Source organism: Pseudarthrobacter sp. KH_020_B (assembly GCF_057840185.1).
Genome location: NZ_CM174506.1, coordinates 3,124,413 through 3,140,898 on the forward strand (window position 1 = coordinate 3,124,413; position 16,486 = coordinate 3,140,898).

At 64.6% G+C, this 16,486-nt stretch carries 10 protein-coding genes; 2 read left to right on the forward strand and 8 right to left on the reverse strand.

Translation table 11 applies throughout. The features are described from left to right. Positions 1-7: 7 nt before the first annotated feature. The 3 genes from AC3IT0_RS14415 to glf are packed head-to-tail and all read right to left on the reverse strand — an operon-like array spanning position 8 to position 2,789. Positions 8-739 (reverse strand): ABC transporter ATP-binding protein, encoded by a 732-nt coding sequence (locus tag AC3IT0_RS14415; RefSeq protein WP_489320428.1) that lies wholly within the window; start codon positions 737-739, stop codon positions 8-10. Next, entirely contained in the window at positions 739-1,605 is an 867-nt protein-coding gene (locus tag AC3IT0_RS14420) for an ABC transporter permease (RefSeq protein ID WP_489320429.1), read from the reverse strand. Before AC3IT0_RS14420 ends, AC3IT0_RS14415 begins: the two co-directional genes overlap by 1 nt. Beyond that, a complete protein-coding gene (glf, locus tag AC3IT0_RS14425; RefSeq protein WP_489323806.1) occupies positions 1,602-2,789 on the reverse strand; it encodes a UDP-galactopyranose mutase in 1,188 nt (395 codons plus the stop codon). The genes AC3IT0_RS14420 and glf overlap by 4 nt, the downstream gene beginning before the upstream one ends. Positions 2,790-2,977: 188 nt before the next feature. Between glf and AC3IT0_RS14430 the strand changes: the two genes are divergently transcribed. Next, on the forward strand, positions 2,978-7,000 hold the full coding sequence (locus AC3IT0_RS14430; protein WP_489320430.1) for an FtsK/SpoIIIE domain-containing protein: 4,023 nt from the start codon (positions 2,978-2,980) through the stop codon (positions 6,998-7,000). A 14-nt stretch (positions 7,001-7,014) separates the two neighbouring features. Here AC3IT0_RS14430 and AC3IT0_RS14435 read toward each other — a convergent pair whose 3' ends face one another. Further along, positions 7,015-7,437, reverse strand: a complete 423-nt coding sequence (locus AC3IT0_RS14435; protein ID WP_489320431.1) for a hypothetical protein — start codon at positions 7,435-7,437, stop codon at positions 7,015-7,017. A gap of 246 nt (positions 7,438-7,683) precedes the next feature. Between AC3IT0_RS14435 and AC3IT0_RS14440 the strand changes: the two genes are divergently transcribed. After that, entirely contained in the window at positions 7,684-7,932 is a 249-nt protein-coding gene (locus AC3IT0_RS14440) for a WhiB family transcriptional regulator (RefSeq protein WP_207614664.1), read from the forward strand. 89 nt (positions 7,933-8,021) lie between these two features. Here AC3IT0_RS14440 and AC3IT0_RS14445 read toward each other — a convergent pair whose 3' ends face one another. From AC3IT0_RS14445 to AC3IT0_RS14460, 4 genes are read right to left on the reverse strand one after another with little or no spacing between them, the layout of a single operon-like run. After that, positions 8,022-9,491, reverse strand: a complete 1,470-nt coding sequence (locus tag AC3IT0_RS14445) for a sensor histidine kinase (RefSeq protein WP_489320432.1) — start codon at positions 9,489-9,491, stop codon at positions 8,022-8,024. Between the two features lie 28 nt (positions 9,492-9,519). After that, on the reverse strand, positions 9,520-14,373 hold the full coding sequence (locus AC3IT0_RS14450; protein ID WP_489320433.1) for an NAD-glutamate dehydrogenase: 4,854 nt from the start codon (positions 14,371-14,373) through the stop codon (positions 9,520-9,522). Positions 14,374-14,430: 57 nt separating this feature from the next. Further along, positions 14,431-15,738 carry a CpaE/TadZ family protein gene (locus tag AC3IT0_RS14455; RefSeq protein WP_489320434.1) on the reverse strand — a complete coding sequence of 436 codons (1,308 nt, stop codon included), beginning with the start codon at positions 15,736-15,738 and terminating at the stop codon, positions 14,431-14,433. Beyond that, complete coding sequence (locus AC3IT0_RS14460) at positions 15,735-16,379, reverse strand: hypothetical protein (protein ID WP_489320435.1); 645 nt, start codon at positions 16,377-16,379, stop codon at positions 15,735-15,737. Before AC3IT0_RS14460 ends, AC3IT0_RS14455 begins: the two co-directional genes overlap by 4 nt. Between the last annotated feature and the right edge of the window lie 107 nt (positions 16,380-16,486).

Consider the following 16,486-nt stretch of genomic DNA (forward strand, 5'->3'; position numbering starts at 1 on the left):
CCTCGTATCAGCTTTCCCGGAGAAGGCGGACGGCTTCCCCGATTGGCCCGTCTGCAACCTTCTTGCCCTGCCGCAGCACGACGCCTCTGTTACATACCTTGCTCACCATATCGAGGTCATGACTGACGACAACGAGGGTACAACCGGACTCTCTCAGTTCCTGGATGCGTGCCAAGCACTTCTTCTGGAAAGGCTCGTCTCCCACGGAGAGGATTTCGTCGATCAGGAAGACATCCGGGTTGGTGTGGACAGCGACAGAAAAAGCCAGGCGCAGGAACATGCCGGATGAGTAGAACTTAACCTCAGTGTCGATGAACTTTCCGATTTCGGAAAACTCAACGATTTCGTCAAAACGCGCTTCTGTTTCCTTCTCGGTCATTCCAAGAAGCACGCCGTTGAGGAACACGTTCTCGCGGCCTGTCAGGTCGGGGTGGAAACCGGCTCCCACCTCAATGAGGCCAGCGACCTTGCCGCGGGTCCTGATGCTCCCGCTGTCCGTACTCATGACGCCGGAAATGAGTTTGAGCAGCGTCGATTTGCCCGACCCGTTGAAACCGAGCAGCGCAACCGACTCCCCGACCCCAACAGTAACGTCCACACCTTCCAGCGCCATGAACGTCGAGGAGAGATCCCCGCGGCGTCCCTTGAACAGCCAAACAACGGTCTCCTTTAGGGACCGAGTGTGCCGAAGGTTAAAGCGTTTCGATACCTTTTCAACAATGATTGCTTCTGCAGCCATCACAACTCCTGCGCAAATCTGCCCTCAAGGCGACGGAATACGGTCTGGCCAATTGCGAGGAGCACCAACGAAATCAACAACCCGACCGGCAGCCACAACGAAATGAGGTTATCCGGCATTCTGGCGCCGTCGGCGGCACTCCGCACGGCCCCCGTGGGTGCCCAGAACGCAAAGTGGAACAGTTCGACGGCAATAGTCATCGGGTTGAGTTGGTAGAAAAAGTAGAACGTCTCTCCCAGAGCGTCCCGGACCAGGTACCAAGCGTAAAGGACAGGCGAAAGCCAAGTGGCCATCATGAGCATCAGGTCAACGATATTTTCTGAGTCTCGGAACATCACGTTGGCGGCAGCAAACAGCAGGCCGAGTCCAAGGGACAGCATGGCGACAATGACGAACGCCCCAACGGCACCAAGGATCTGCACGATGCTAGGGGTCCATCCAAAGAAAAAGCAGGCCGTGAGAAGGATTAGGAACTGTGGCAGGAAGTGCACCATGGCCACCCAGACGGACGCCACCGGAAATAGCTCACGCGGCAGGAATATCTTCTTGACAAGGGCCCCATTAGCAACAATGGACCTTGTGGCGTTGCTGAAGGCTTCCGAAAAGAAATTCACCAAGATGATGCCGGAGAACATGTAAATGACGAAGTTGGGCTGCTTGTTCAGGCCAAGGAAGACACCCAGTGCGAAATAGAAAACGATGAATTGAACGCCCGGTTTTACGTAGCTCCACAGCAGGCCCAGCACCGAGCCCCGGTAGCGGACCTTGAGTTCCTTCCGCACGATAAGCCGGAGCAATTCACGGCGCCGAAACACGTCGAGGAGGCCGCCGCCCTTGTCGGGAGCAGCCAGCAGCTCAGCGCTCATGCGTCTACGCCTCCGCTTTCAAGCTTCGCTCCGCCTTCGAAGTGAGGCCGAATCTGGTTGTCGAACATGGTCAAGGCTGAGCCTATGGCCATGTGCATATCGAGGTATTTGTACGTGCCAAGCCGTCCGCCAAAGAGAACGTCCTTCTCGGCTGCGGCAAGGTCGCGATACTTCAGCAGGCGTTCCCGGTCTGTGGGCGTATTGATCGGGTAGTAGGGCTCGTCGCCCTTTTCCGCGGCACGGGAGAATTCGCGCATGATGACGGTCTTTTCCGTCTGGTACTCGCGCTCGGGGTGGAAGTGACGGGGCTCAATGATCCGCGTGTAGGCCACCTCGGCGTCGTTGTAGTTGACCACCGACGTTCCCTGGAAATCGCCGACGTCGAGCACTTCCTTTTCGAAATCGATCGTGCGCCACGAGAGGTCGCCCTCTGCGAAGTCGAAGTAACGGTCCACCGGACCCGTGTAGATCACGGGGATGTTGCCGACGACCTTGTCCTTGCTGTATTCGTGCGACTCGTCGAAGAAGTCGGTGTTGAGCCGAACTTCGATGTTCGGGTGTTCCGCCATCTTTTCGATCCAGGCCGTGTAGCCGTTAGTCGGCAGGCCCTCATACTTGTCGTTGAAGTACCGGTTGTCGTAGTTGTAGCGTACCGGGAGGCGGGAGATGATGCCGGCGGGCAGGTCCTTGGGATCGGTCTGCCACTGTTTGCCGGTGTAGTGCTTGATAAACGCCTCATAGAGCGGCCGTCCGATGAGCTGGATGCCCTTGTCGTTCAGGTTCTGCGGATCCGTCCCAGCGAGCTCGCCGGCCTGTTCCTGGATCAGAGCCTGCGCCTGGCCCGGCGTCAGGTTTGCGCGGAAGAACTGGTTGATGGTGGCCAGGTTGATGGGCAGTGAGTAGACCTCGCCCTTGTGAACGCCGTAGACCTTGTGGACGTACTTCGTGAAACTCGTAAACCGGTTCACGTACTCCCACACGCGTTCGTTCGAAGTGTGGAACAGGTGGGCGCCGTAACGGTGCACCTCGATCCCGGTCTGCTCTTCCTTTTCGCTGTACGCGTTCCCACCGATGTGGTGGCGGCGGTCGAGGACGACCACCTTCAAGCCGAGCTCAGTGGCGGCCTGTTCTGCGATTGTCAGGCCGAAAAAGCCAGACCCTACGATGACGAGGTCAGCGGTCACAAAATCTCCTGGTTCGAATGCGGGCAGCGCAATGTTGCGGATTGTCTGCTGCACCAGCCTACCCGAGACCCCCTCGTGACCGACTAATCCGGCAGCTCAGTCCTTATCCACATACGGCACCTCGCCCCACGACACCGTCCCGCGTGATGGCTAGCTTGGAGACAAGCTGACCGTTAGGACTTCACATCATGCCGCTGCACTGCACGCTCGTTCGGAGCCCGGGCGCAGCTATCCAGGAGCCACCCCTGGAGCTGACCATCGAGGGGCCGCACGGGGCTGCCGGTGCGGAACTGCAGGCCGCGCTGACGGCAAGCTTCGGGACCGGGATTGTGTCTGTCAGCGGCCGGGATATCCGGTCGCTCACACTCGGACGGCCTCCGCTGGTCAACGGGGCCACACTCGTCGATGGAGCGGACCTGACGGTGCGCAGGTCCCGGCCACGCGCCTCCGAGGCTCCGGCGTCACTGGCATTGGCGGTCCACAGCGGTGCGGGCGCGGGGACGGTTGTGCCCCTGCGGCGCGGTACGTACACCATCGGCCGCAGCAACGCCGAGATCACCATCCCCGACGCCGACCTTTCGCGGGCCCACGCGCGCCTGGTGGTCACCGAGACAGCTATCACGATTGTTGATCTGGACAGCGCCAACGGCACCGACGTGGACGGCGAGCGCGAGCGGAATGCCGTGATTTCGACCGGCTCCACCATTCGTTGCGGCAGCTCCACCATGTCGTTGGTGTTCCTTGAGCGCTCCGGTGACGGCCTGGCCGACGCGGGGATGGATGTCCACGAGCCGCTGGTTGTCAGCCGCCGCGACGATCCCATGAACCGCGCGGCCCTGCTGCTGACGGCTGTGCTGCCGGTGGTCATCGGCGTGGGCCTTGCCGTCATGACCGGAATATGGATCTTCCTGGCCTTCACCGCCGTCTCCGCGATCTCCATCCTGGTGCCGGTGATCGGCGGACGCAGGCAACGCCGCGAGCTCGCTGCCGCGGTCAGGAGCGCTGTCACCCATGACCAGGAACGACGACGGCGGGCCGCGCCGCCGCTCTCGGAACTGACCATCGGGGGTGCTGCAGGTAAGGACCGAGCCGCGCCTTTCACCAACGAAGGCATCTGGCTGCGGCTGGGCCAGGCCATTCAGCCGGCCAACATCCGGTTCGAGCCCACCGATCCTGGCCGCGCAATTCCTTCCGCCGGCATGGTGCCACTCACGCTCAGCCCGGCCAGGCCCCTCACCACCGTCCGCGGGCCACGCGCCGCCGTCGACGGGCTGGTGCGCTCACTCCTGATGCAGCTCGCCGGCTATCCCCTGGGCCGAAATACCCGGGTGGTCATCCACGGCAGGGCGGCGCAGCTCCCCCTCTCCGCAAGATATCTGGACGGTGTCACGCTTTCCAGTAACTCCAGTACCCTCGGGACCCTGCTCAAGCGAGGCTTCGGGCCTGCACACGGACACGGCCTGCTCCTTCTCATGGACGGCACCGAGTCCTCGGCCAGGGTCACCGCCACGGCCTTGGCACACGGGTGGCAGGTCATTCATGTCCCGGAAGGTGGGACCGTGCTGGCGACTGCCGACGTGGAACTCGGCGAACGTTCTTCCGTGTTCCATGCCGGTGACGACAGCATCCGGTTCGCCCCTGATCTGGCCCCTGTTGACGTCTTCAACAGGTTTTGCCGTAGCGTGGCGCGGGAGGCCACCCAGCCCGACTGCGCAGGACGGACCATCCCCATGTCCTGCCGGCTCGCAGAGCTGCTCCCCCACTCCACGTCCGACACATCCAGGCGATGGTCAACAAACAGCAGCAGTCCAGTGCTTGCCGTTCCCATCGGGCGCAGTCTTGAGGGTGTCCGTACCCTCGATCTTCAAAACGACGGGCCCCATCTGCTGGTCGCCGGGACCACCGGCTCGGGCAAATCCGAACTCCTGCGCAGCCTGACCGTTGCCCTCGCCCTGAGCTACGCGCCGGACCGCATCAACTTCCTCTTTGTGGACTTCAAGGGCGGCTCGGGGCTAGGACCCCTGACCGGACTCCCGCACTGCGTGGGAATGCTCACCGACCTGAGCAGCCATGAGCTCGAACGCGCGCTGCAGTCCCTCCGCGCCGAGATCAGATTCCGGGAAGAGCGCCTTGCGGCAGTTCAGGCACCGGACCTGATATCACTCCGGGCAACGTCGGCAGGCCGCGCGTCGCCGCTCCCCCACCTCGTGATTGTCATCGATGAATTCCGGATGCTGGTGGAGGAGGCACCCGAATCACTCAGGGAACTCATGAGGATCGCGGCCATCGGCCGCTCCCTGGGCATCCACCTGATCATGGCCACGCAACGGCCCCAGGGCGCGCTGACGGCCGACATCCGCGCCAACGTAACCACCAGCATCGCGCTGCGCGTCCAGTCGGAGATGGAATCGGTGGACATCATAAATTCGAAAGCCGCGGCCGGGATCAGCGTGGATACGCCGGGCCGGGCCTATCTGGCCCGCGGAACGGAGGCTCCTCTGGAGTTCCAGGCCGGATCGCTGACAGCCGGGGCCATCCGGTCCGAACCGGCCGGAGTCTCGGTACGATTGGCCTCCGAGTACATTGATGCCCCTGCCGTACCGGAGGGTGCCACATCCGCCGTCCATGAACCGACGCCTGCCGAGGCAACCGCCCCGTTGATAGCTTCCATGTCCGGGTTGTGGGAGGCCATGAACCGTCCGGCCATCCGGAAGCCGATTGCCGCGCCACTCCCCTGGCTGCTCCCCGAACCGGCAGGCTCGCCGGACCTCGAGTCCGACGACGGCGGGACCACCAGCTGGTCCGTAGCGCTCGGCCTGATGGACCTGCCCGCGGAACAGCGAACTGCACCATTGGTCTGGGAGCCTGCCGGCCACGGACACCTGGCCCTTGTTGGCGGACCGGAATCAGGAGTGGCCGAGGCAATCCGGCTGTCCGTCCTCCGGTTGGCGTCCCACACCCTGGAATCGCACTTGTATGTGCTGGATCCGGACAGTTCGTTCGTGGGATTGGCTTCCCACTGCCGGGTGGGCGCCAGGGCAGGACTGCACGAGCTTCGGCGCGCCGTCCGCATCCTGGAACGTCTTGCACGGGAGCAGTCACTCCGGCTGGGACGTCCCGCCGCTGACGACGACACACCGCTCGTGCTGGTGATCGCGGGCTGGGGATCCTGGCTCTCGGCCTTACGTGCAGGGCCGTTGGCGTGGGCCGAGGACGTTCTCCATGACCTTGTCCGTGACGGAAGCCGGGCCGGTATCACGGTGATCATCTCCGGACAGCGGGAACTGGTTACTTCCAGGTTCTTCGCAGCCGTTCCCAACCGCGTGTACTTCCCGACCGGATCCAGCGACGACAGCCGGATTGCCTGGCCGAAACTTCCACCGACAGCGCCCGTGGTGGGAAGGGGCGTGGCTGTGGGCGCGCTGTCGAGTGGGCGAACGGCCGTTTGCCAGTTCTACACAGCTTCCGGCGGTGAGGCACGGGATCCAGGGGCAGCCCACGCGCCAGAGCCTTCCCTCCAGCGTCGGCCATTCCGCGTTGAACCCCTGCCAGCCGTGGTACCTGCAGTCTGGATCCATGACCGGACGGCCGCTCAGATCCCGGCAGGGCTGAAAGCCAAGGGCACGCACGGGCATCGTGTCCTCCGCATCGGGGTGGGAGGCGACGAACTTGAACCGGTATCTGTCAGGGTGCCGGCGGGCGGAGTGCTGGCTGTGCTGGGCGGACCGTCGTCGGGCAAGTCGTCATTTCTCCGGCTCCTGCCGACGGTCAATCCTGAAGCTGGACCATGGCTCCGGCCGGAGCAGGCCAGCGATCCAAGGGCCTACTGGTCCAGGATCCTGCGCCAAGCGACCGCTGGCGGTCTGGAACGGAATTCAGTGGCCTTGGTTGACGATGCGGACCTGTTGCCGCAGGACGTCAACCGCGACCTTGCCGACCTCAACACGCTTGGAATCACGGTGGTGATGACCGCGGGGTACAGTCCGATCCTCGCCCAAAGTGTTCCGCTGGCGCTCCAGGCGCGGAACCTGGGCGGCGGCATCCTGATCGCGCCCCGGACCTTCATGGACGGCGACCTCTTAGGAGTCCGTTTCGAGGCGGAACCGAACCCGCCACCGGGACGGGGCATTCTCATCCAAAACGGCCGCGCCACGGCCGTCCAGCTGGGCTGGATACCGCCGGACCAGTCGCTGGACGGATTGGCCGCCTAGAAAGCCGGTAAGGCCTAGAACGCCGGAGGCGGGCCGCCTGTCCGGGATGCATAGCTGATGACGCGTTTGTCGAACAGGAGCACTATGACCGCAAGTGCAGGGACCACCATGGCAATCCCCGCCCAGATGACGCCGCCGGTAAGGGTCGGGACGCCGATAGTAAGGACAAACAACTGGGCCACCAGCGCCGCTGCCCGCGTCCACCGGCGCCCGCGGAAGAGGAAGTGCCCCACCGAATAGAGCCAGGCCGAGAAAGCAAGCAATAGGCCCAGGGTGAAAACGGCTCCCCAAAAAGACAGGACCGGCGCACCGGTCAGGAGTTCGTAGCCATACCAGGCGGCGGCAGCCAACAGCGCGGTGGCCTCGGCCGCAACAACGAGCGCTATCGCCACAATGCCGCGCGGGCGCGTGGAAGGCGACGGTTCTGCAGGGTTCATGGGGGGTCTTGACACACTGGCACACTACCGGAGATAGTCGGACAGTGGCGGGGGTCTGCAATGCCCGTGTGATGTATCGCTCAGCTATCCGGGGATTTCAAGCTGTATTACCCCTTGTTTACACAGCGTTAACATGACAGGCTTGACTGAGATGACCAAGGGGGCCCCTCAGGGCCCTTTTCCTTTGTAGCTACTAGTGAATTATTTCACAAACGGCTTATCCCAGAATTGGAGCAACTGATCAGCATGGATTGGCGTAACCGCGCGGCGTGCCTCGACAAGGACCCGGAACTGTTTTTCCCCGTAGGAAACACAGGGCCTGCCCTCCTCCAGATTGAGGAAGCCAAAAGCGTTTGCCGCCGCTGCCCCGTCATTGACACGTGCCTCCAGTGGGCGCTGGAGTCCGGCCAGGACGCCGGAGTCTGGGGCGGCATGAGCGAAGACGAACGCCGCGCCCTGAAGCGCCGCGCGGCACGCGCCCGCCGCGCTTCGTAGGTCCACGCACCGACAGCCTCACATGATGATGGCCGCAACCCTTCAGGGTTGCGGCCATCATCGGTTAAGTCACCGGCCAGGTCACCGGGCTACCTGGCCGCCAGGCTGAGGCGGATCTGGACAGCCGTTCCGCCGCCGTCGCGCGGGTGCCACGCGATGGAGCCGCCCAGCTCGCTGGTGACCAGCGTGCGGACAATCTGGAGCCCCAGCCCCTCGACGTGCGGCGTGTCCGGCAGTCCCACACCGTCGTCGGCAATGGTGACGGTCAGCAGTTCCTCGCCGTCTTCCGCTTCGGAACGGTCCGCGATGAGCCAGACGGTGCCCGTCCGTCCTTCGAGGCCATGTTCGACGGCGTTGGTCACCAGTTCGTTGATGACGAGTGCCAGCGGGGTGGCGAAGTCGCTGGGCAGTTCGCCAAACAGTCCGGACCGCTCGGTCTTGACCTGCTGCGACGGCGAAGCGACCTCCGCGGACAGCCTGAACTGGCGGCCGATCAGCTCGTCGAAGTCAACGCTCTGCGCCAATCCCTGTGAAAGAGTCTCGTGGACCAGCGCGATGGTGGCAACACGCCGCATCGCCTGCTCCAGGCCCTGCTTGGCTTCGTCGCTGACCATCCGGCGGGACTGCATACGCAGCAGGGCTGCGACGGTCTGCAGGTTGTTTTTCACGCGGTGGTGGATTTCCCGGATGGTTGCATCCTTGGTGACGAGTTCCATCTCCCGGCGCCGCAGTTCCGAGACATCCCGGCACAGCACCAGCGCACCAAAGCGCTGCTGCTCATCCCGCAGCGGGATGGCCCGCAGTGACAGGCTCACACCACGGGATTCAATCTCACTGCGCCACGGCATCCGCCCGGTCACCACCAGCGGCAGCGTCTCGTCCACCAGCCGCCGGTCCTTCAGGAGGCCGGCGGTCACCTCGGCCAGGGAACGGCCTTCCAGCGACTCGCCGTCGCCGAGCCGCCGGAAGGCCGATACCCCGTTGGGGCTTGCGTACTGCACAATTCCTTCGGCATCGAGCCTGATCAGGCCGTCCCCAACGCGCGGCGCGCCGCGGCGCGAACCGGTGGGCGAGGCAAAGTCAGGCCACAGCCCCAGCGTTCCCATCCGGAGGAGATCGTAGGCGCACTGCCGGTACGTCAGCTCCAGTCGGGACGGCATCCTGGAACTGGACAGGTCCATGTGGGTGGTCACCACAGCCAGCGTCCGGCCGTTGCGGACCATCGGCACAGCCTCCACCCGCAACGCCATGTCCGTGCTCCAGTTGGTCTCGCTGGACCGCTCGATGGCCCGGCTGCTCCAGGCCTTGTCCACCAGCGGCTGCAGGTCCTGCCGGATGGGCTCGCCCACAAAGTCGCCGTGGAACACGGTATGCGTGGTGGACGGCCTGACGTGCGCCAGCGCCACATAGCCGTGATCTGGGTGCGGGAACCACAACGCCAGGTCAGCGAAAGCCAGGTCAGCGACCATCTGCCAGTCGCCCACCAGGAGGTGCAGCCATTCGGCATCGCCCGGCCCGAAATCAGCGTGTTCCCGGATGGGGTCCGTAAAGATTGCCACTGCACCTCCAGTTGCGACGCCGGGATTCCTAGCGTCGGACGATTGACCTCAAGAGCCTCAATGCTACCGACAGTGAGGCCATATCGTCGGCCTCGAGCGCGTTGACCTCGTCAAACATGCTCTTTGCCCTGCCCAGCTGCTCGGCATTCTGGCGTTCCCAGTCCTTCAGCCTGTCCTCCGCCGAGTCCCCGGACGCTGTCGACTCCAGTACCGCCGTCGTCATGTCCGAGACTGTGGAATAGAGGTCGTCCCGGAGCGCGGCCCTGGCCAGTGCCTGCCACCTGTCCTGGCGCGGCAGGCTGCTGATCCGTTCCAGCAGCGAGTCAGCATGGAAGCGGTTGAACACTGTGTAGTAGACCGCCGCGATCTCCTCCACCGGCTCCTTGCGGGCATGGACGATCTTGGCGATGTCCAGCAGGACAAAGCTCTCGAAGAGTTCCGCCCACCGGAGGGCTAGCCCCTCCGGAAGTTCCCACGCGCGCGCGGTCTCCAGCCAGTCCGCAACACGGTCACGGTCATCGCCACGCAGGTAGTCCAGGAGCCGGCCGCGCATCGGTTCCAGGAGCGGCTTGAATTCGGCCACGGTCTCGGCGATGGGCCGCGACGAGCCACCCTGGGCCAGCAGCCACCGGACGGCGCGGTCCAGCAGACGGCGGATGTCCAGGTGGACGGTGCTCCAGTGTTCGGTGGGGAACGACGCCGGCAGGCTGTTCAGCTCCCCCACCATGGTGTTCAGGTCGAAGATCTCGCGGAGCGCCACGAAGGCCTTGGCCACAGCCACCTCCGTGGCCGAGGTTTCCTCCATGGTGCGGAAGGCGAACGTGATGCCGCCCATGTTGATCATGTCGTTGGCCACCACCGTGGCAATAATCTCGCGCCGCAGCGGATGGGTTTCCAGCTCGGCATCGAACCGTTCGCGCAGCTGCTGCGGGAAGTACGCCCGCAGCGTCCCGCGGAACCACGGATCGTCGGCGAGGTCGCTGTCACGCAGCGCCGACGCCAGCTCGATCTTCGCGTAGGCCGCCAGCACCGAAAGCTCCGGTGACGTCAGCCCCTGCCCCTGGTCCAGCCGCTCCCGCAGCGTTTCCGTGCTGGGCAGCGCTTCAAGGTCACGCTTCAGGTCCGCCGACTTTTCCAGCCAGTCCATCTGGCGCTCATAGCTGGGGCTCCACTCGGCCACGCGCATCCGGTCGTTCAGAAGCAGGATGTTCTGGTCCACGTTGTCTTCGAGGACCAGCCGCCCCACTTCGTCCGTCATGGAGGCGAGGAAACCCGCCCGTTCCTCCGGGGTCAGTTTGTCCGCGGCCACCATCCTGTCCACAAAGATCTTGATGTTCACTTCATGGTCGGAGCAGTCGACGCCGGCCGAGTTGTCGATGGCGTCAGTGTTCAGGATGACCCCCTGCAGGGCGGCTTCGATGCGGCCGCGCTGCGTCATGCCCAGGTTTCCGCCTTCGCCCACCACCTTGACCCGCAGGTCTTTGCCGTCCACTCGAATGCTGTCGTTGGCCTTGTCACCTACGGAGGCATTGGTCTCGGTGCTGGCCTTGACATACGTCCCGATCCCGCCGTTGTACAGCAGGTCGGCGGGGGCGAGCAGGATGGCGCGGAGGAGCTCCGGCGGGCTGAGCTCGGTGGTCGCCTCGGGCAGGCCCAGTGCCGCCCGGACCTGCGGCGAGACCGGAATGGACTTGGCCTGGCGGGCGTACACACCGCCGCCTGCGCTGATGAGGGATTTGTCGTAGTCGTCCCACGAGGACCGCGGCAGTTCGAACAGCCTCCGCCGTTCCACGAACGACGATTCCGTTTCCGGTGCGGGGTCAAGGAAGATGTGCCGGTGGTCGAAGGCTGCCAGCAGCCGGATGTGCCGGGACAGGAGCATGCCGTTGCCGAACACGTCGCCGGACATGTCACCCACACCCACCACGCTGAACGGCTGGGTCTGGGTGTCCACGTCGAGCTCGCTGAAGTGACGTTTGACAGACTCCCAGGCGCCACGGGCCGTGATGCCCATGGCTTTGTGGTCGTAACCCACCGAACCTCCGGACGCGAACGCGTCACCAAGCCAGAACCCGTATTCAGCGGCCAGCCCGTTGGCGATGTCCGAGAACGTGGCCGTCCCCTTGTCCGCCGCCACCACGAGGTAGGAATCGTCGTCGTCGTGCCTGACAACGTCCGACGGCGGCACAACAGTTTCGCCCCCGGCTCCGGTGACGAGGTTGTCAGTGAGGTCCAGCAGACCCCGGATGAACGTCTTGTAGCTTTCAACACCCTCCGCCATCCAGGCGGCACGGTCCACGGCGGGGTCGGGCAGCCGCTTGGCGAAGAAGCCGCCTTTGGCCCCGGTGGGAACGATCACCGCGTTCTTGACGGTCTGCGCCTTCACCAGGCCAAGGATCTCCGTCCGGAAATCCTCGCGCCGGTCAGACCAGCGCAGGCCGCCGCGGGCCACATTGCCGAAACGGAGGTGGACACCCTCGACCCGAGGGGAATAGACCCAGATCTCGAACATCGGCCGCGGGAAAGGCAGGCCCTCAATCCGGGCAGGATCGAGCTTGAAGCTCAGGTGCGTCTTGTACTGGTAGTAGTTGGTGCGGAGGGTCGCCTCGACCAGGTTCGCCAGGGTCCGCAGCACACGGTCGGCGTCGAGCGTTGCCACCTCGTCTATAGCAGCGGACAGCTCGCCGCGGACTTTCCCCTGTGCCGCAAGGCGCTCAGCCCCGCTCAGGGCGGGATCGAACCGGGCCTCGAACAGCGCCGTCAGCGCCTTGGTGACATCGGGATTGGCGAGCAGAGTGTCCGCCATGAAGCCCACCGAGTTAGTGTTCCCCATCTGCCGCATGTACCGGGCATAGGCCCGCAGGACCGTGATCTGGCGCCACTGCATCCCCTCACGCAACACCAGCCGGTCAAAACTGTCCGACTCGACAGCGCCTGACACGGCGGCACCGAACGAGTCAGCCAGCAGCTGGCCGGTAGCCAGCGGATCAATGCCTGCAGGGTATTTCAGCCCAAGGTCATAGAGGAAGAAATCCCGCTGGTCAGCCGTCTCGATCTCAAAGGGCCGCTCATCGAGCACCTCGAGTCCCAGATTATGGAAGAACGGCAGGATCTGGCTCAGGCTCTTGGGCTCCAGCATGTACAGCTTGACGCGGGCATCCTCCTCCAGGACTTCACCGGCACCTTTGGGCAAATACACGTGGACGCCCGGCCGTTCCTGCCTGGCGCCGGCTAACCGCTCGGCCTCAGCCCCGTACTTCTCAAACCGGGCGATGTCCTCCAGCGCGTCCTCAACCTCGTAATCCACCCGGTAGCCGGCGGGAAAAGCCTCCGACCAGATCGCGGCGAGCTCCTTCGCCTGCTCATCGGCGCCGCGTTCCCGCAGGACTTCGCCAATGCCCTCACTCCACGAACGTGCAGCGCGGACCAGCCGCGCTTCAAGCTCATCGGCGTTGACGTGGCTGATCTCGGCGCCCTTGGGCAGTCGGATCCGGAAGAACAGGCGGGCGAGGGCCGATTCGGTCATCCTCGCCTCGTAGTCGATCGACTCGGCTTGGAACGTTGAGCGCAGTTCCTCCTCGATGCGGAGCCGGACATTGGTGGTGTACCGGTCGCGCGGAAGGTAGACCAACGCGGACATAAAGCGGCCGTAAATGTCCGGCCGGAGGAACAGGCGGGTCCGCCGCCGCTCCTGCAGCCTTTGGATGCCGGTGGCGGTGGCGGCCAGGTCCTCGGTCTCGATCTGGAACAGTTCGTCGCGGGGGTACGTCTCCAGGATCCCCAACAGGTCCTTGCCGGAGTGGGAGTCCGGCGGGAAGCCGGCGTTGCCCAGCACGGCGTCCACTTTCTCGCGCACGATGGGGATGTTCCGGACGGAGCCGGCATAGGCGCTGGTAGCGAACAGGCCGATGAAGCGGCGCTCGCCGTTGACGTTTCCTGCCGCGTCGAAACTCTTTACGCCGATGTAGTCGAGGTACGCGGGACGGTGGACGGTGGACCGTGAGTTTGCCTTGGTGATCACCAGCGCGCGCTTTTCCCGGGCCTTCTTTCGGCCGGCGTCGGTGAGGTGCTGCATGTGCGGAGCACCCGGCTTCGCCCGGAGCAGCCCGAGCCCGCTGTCTTCGCGCAGTTCCAGTACATCTTCACCGTCGACGGTGACGAGGTCGTACTCGCGGTATCCGAGGAAAGTGAAGTTGCCGTCGTCGAGCCAGCGCAGGAGATCCTGCGCCTGCCGCAGTTCGGCGATCTGGGTCGGGTGGGACACCTGGTCCAGGCTCGCGGCAATCTGCAGGGCCTTGTTGCGCATCTTGGGCCAGTCCTCGACGGCGGCGCGTACGTCGCCCAGGACCCGGTCCAGGCCCTCCAGCAAAGACGCCCATGCCCCGCTGGAGACACGGTTGATTTCGACGGCGATCCAGGACTCCATGTGGGAGGCGTTTTCGCCCTGTGCGATGAGGTGGGACACCATGGGCATCGCCGCGGTATCACCGCTGGAGATCCCGATGTGGGAGGGGACGCGGTCCACTTTAACCAGCTCCCCCGTTTCCCGCTTCCGGGTCACCACGAACAGCGGATGAAGGACAAGCCCGATGGCGGCGTTCTGGCGCACAAGCTCGGCGTTGACCGAGTCAACCAGGAAGGGCATATCGTCCGTAACGACATAGACGACGCTGCTGTCCGCCTCGTTAACGATGGAAACCTGCGCCTGGCCCGGCTGCCGGTTCGCGGCCAAACCGCGGTGGGTTTCCGCCCGGCTGGCCAGCGCCTCCGGGGAATAGGTCCGGGCATCCTCTTCGGCCAGATGCTGGTAGTAATCCGCCAGGAATCCCTCCCGGTCACCAATAGCCAAGGCTTGATCCTCCACGCTGGATCCAGACGACATCGACAAACGCCTCCATCACAAGTTTGATGCTGCACCGTTGCAGCTCCTACGGCGAGCCTAACCCTTTCGGCGACGGCTCGGTGTGGAAGAAAATACAGAGGATCGCGAAGATCGCTGGACGGGTGCACAAACCAATTCGGCGATTGCCCGCCTGAGCCTGGAATCCGGCGCCGTTTCGAGCAGCAGAGAGCCGCCGAGCAGCGCCGCATCAGCTGCCGGGCTGTCCGCCGGCAGGAAGACCGCGATCTGCGACGACGGACCATACCGCTCCCACGCATCCTTCAGCTGGCGTTCCGGGGATCTCCCCACCGCCGCCGCGCGGACCTTGTTCATCACCACAACAGGCGATGCGTGCGGAACTGCCAACTCGAGCTCCGCGAGTCCGCGGACCAGCCGGGGAACCCCCACCGGATCGGCGGCCCCCACGGCATAGACGGTGTCCGCCAGTTCCAGGCTCCGCAGGGTCGCGGCATTCCGGCGCGGAGCCATCGTGTCGAAGCTGAGTTCCTCGTCCGCTTCCAGGCAGAAGCCGGTGTCCACAACGACGACGTCGGCAACCTCCTTCGCGCGTTCCAGCACCAGCGACAGGGCTGCTGCCCGCAATTCGGTCCACCTGTCCGCCCGGGTGATCCCGGTCAGGACCCGGAAGGTCCCAAGCTTGGTGGTGACCGGTGTGGCCACCTTTAGCAGCGCATCGGCGTCGAGCAGTCCCTGGTCCGCAAGCCGGCAGGCCTGCGCGATCCCTGCAGACTCATCCAGCAGGCCCAGGACGGCCGCGATGCTGGCCCCGTAACTGTCGGCGTCGACGAGGAGCACGGACTTCCCATCCGCAGCCAGTTCCCCTGCGATGTTGGCCGCCACGAACGTACGGCCGGGTGAACCGGCAGGACCCCACACGGCGATGATCCTGCCCTCGCCCGAGGCCAGCGGCAACTCCGCCTGGTCTGCGGGACGCTGACGCAACGCAGCGCTGGTGTCCCCCAGCCCGCTCCCGAACGTGGCATCCTTGGCGGTGCCGGTCAGCTGGGCAACAGCCTCGGCAATCCTGCCCGCCAGGGCGGCAGACTCCACTCCGGTCAGCGCGGAGGCCACACCGATACCGCGCAGCCTGGCGGCTTCGTCGGCGTCATCCGTGAGGGCGATGATCGCCACGCCCACGGCACCGAGCCGGTCAACGAGCGAGGCAGTCAGGCCCTCGCAGCCATCTGCCACAACCGCCGCCCGCGCCAGTCCGCTCTGGCAGGCGGCCAGCAGTTCCGTCAGTTCGGCGCAGCGCCGGACCACCGTGACGGGACCATGGAGCCGCTCCAACCCGCCCACCACGTCCTCGCGGGCCTGGCCCACAGTGACCACGGGGATGCTCATGAGGTCCCGCCGCCCGGGTTCCACACCACTGAAATCTTGGCCTGGTTCGCCTGCGCGCCGAGGATGGCCGGCATCTGGCCGTCGGCAACCAGCACCATCAGCACCGTGTTGCGGGAGGACCCCAAAGCCGTGGAACCGGCGGTCACCTGTGCAATTTCCGCGCCGGGCAGCAGGAGCTTCGGCTCGCTGAAACCGTTGCGGGCATCCGGCAGGGCAACCCAGACGTCCACCCGGGTCCCGGCCACTGCCTGTGGCGGCAGCGCTTCATCAATGGTCACGGCCACGGGCTTGCGGTCCAGCGCATCCACGGTGGCCAGACTTTCCTTGGGCACCAGCTGGTTCTTGCCGATTCTTTGGACTGCCACCAGCCCGTCCGGGAGCCCAGCTTCAACGGTGACGTAATGCTGTTCGGTCTCACCCAGGCGGACCTTGGCCCGGACCACATTGTCCGCAGTCAGCTTCTCACCCACGGCAATGGAGTCCCGGGCGGCGTAAACCTCGGTGGTCTGGTCAGCGCTGCCAACCAGCGAGATCACTCCCACCACTGATGCCAGGACCAGCAGCACGCCAACCAGCAGCCGGGGATCCTTCCACGACGGCGGTTTCAGCCTGGCACCCGTAGTAACAGCATCGTGGCTCATGCTTTTCTCCCCCTAGATCCGGTCCAGTCGGCTGGCTGCGCCCGGACACCTCATTGTTGCGGCATGGGCCCCGGAACAAAAGTCAAAAGGCCAAACAACATCAAACT

What these genes read in the sequence shown, in the direction of transcription:
- AC3IT0_RS14415 (WP_489320428.1), bottom strand. Translation starts at nt 739, where the DNA reads ATGGCTGCAGAAGCAATCATTGTTGAAAAGGTATCGAAACGCTTTAAC.
- AC3IT0_RS14420 (WP_489320429.1), bottom strand. Translation starts at nt 1,605, where the DNA reads ATGAGCGCTGAGCTGCTGGCTGCTCCCGACAAGGGCGGCGGCCTCCTC.
- AC3IT0_RS14430 (WP_489320430.1), top strand. Translation starts at nt 2,978, where the DNA reads ATGCCGCTGCACTGCACGCTCGTTCGGAGCCCGGGCGCAGCTATCCAG.
- AC3IT0_RS14435 (WP_489320431.1), bottom strand. Translation starts at nt 7,437, where the DNA reads ATGAACCCTGCAGAACCGTCGCCTTCCACGCGCCCGCGCGGCATTGTG.
- AC3IT0_RS14440 (WP_207614664.1), top strand. Translation starts at nt 7,684, where the DNA reads ATGGATTGGCGTAACCGCGCGGCGTGCCTCGACAAGGACCCGGAACTG.
- AC3IT0_RS14450 (WP_489320433.1), bottom strand. Translation starts at nt 14,373, where the DNA reads ATGTCGTCTGGATCCAGCGTGGAGGATCAAGCCTTGGCTATTGGTGAC.
- AC3IT0_RS14455 (WP_489320434.1), bottom strand. Translation starts at nt 15,738, where the DNA reads ATGAGCATCCCCGTGGTCACTGTGGGCCAGGCCCGCGAGGACGTGGTG.
- AC3IT0_RS14460 (WP_489320435.1), bottom strand. Translation starts at nt 16,379, where the DNA reads ATGAGCCACGATGCTGTTACTACGGGTGCCAGGCTGAAACCGCCGTCG.